This is a genomic window from Bartonella sp. AA86SXKL (assembly GCF_042196885.1).
On sequence record NZ_JBHIRE010000238.1, the window covers coordinates 1 to 812 of the forward strand.

At 42.9% G+C, this 812-nt stretch carries 1 protein-coding gene; it reads left to right on the plus strand.

Annotated elements, in window-relative coordinates; genetic code table 11:
• Window positions 1-812, plus strand: an 812-nt coding sequence (locus tag ACFIO5_RS11220; protein ID WP_375705449.1) for an HlyD family secretion protein, incomplete at both ends; no start/stop codon positions are given.

Here is an 812-nt window from a genome sequence, read left to right on the forward strand (position 1 = left end):
TTATTTCTCTTTATTGTGATCGGCAGCTTTATCGCAAAAACAGAGATTGTTGCACGGGGGCAAGGAAGTGTTATTCCCACCGCTTACGTTCAGCTGGTCCAAGCGCAAAATACAGGACGCATTGAGAAAATTCTTGTAAAAGAAGGGCAATTTGTTCATCAAGGCGATCTCCTTATTCAATTAGATCCTCGTGAAGCCCTCAATGAGTGCGCACGTGTTCAAGCAGATATCGCGCAACAAACTCTTCAAGCACAAATCGCAACAGCTATTTTAACAGCTTTGCATGAAAGTGATCCTTTGGATAAAGATTTTGTGACCAAAGGGCTTGCCTATCTGCCAGCTCCTCCTTCTGGCAACACGACTGCAAGAATAGAAGGGGAAAAACTCATTAGCGCTACCCTTCAATCTCTCCAAGATAAATTAAGAGCGCTAAAAGCACAGGCGGACCGCGTCGAGCGCAGCGGTGCAACACAACATGCGCAATTAGATAGGTTGGAAGATGATCGTCAATTAAGCCAAGGGAAATTAAAGGCTGCAAAAAGCCTAATGGAAACAAAAGTCATTAGCCAAGCAGTTTATTTAGAACGTTTACATGACTTTAAAAATGTCGAGCATGAAATTTTAACCAATCAAAGACGTTTGGAAGAAAATGCCGCCGAAATAAACACCCTCCGCCAACAACGGAAAAGTCTCATTTCCGATGAAATCGCCCGCTATCGGCAACTTTCGCGTGAAACAGAACTGAATCTTCAAGGATTAAAAGCAAAGCTTGATAGCACTCAATACCATCTTGACCACTTATCACTTTATGC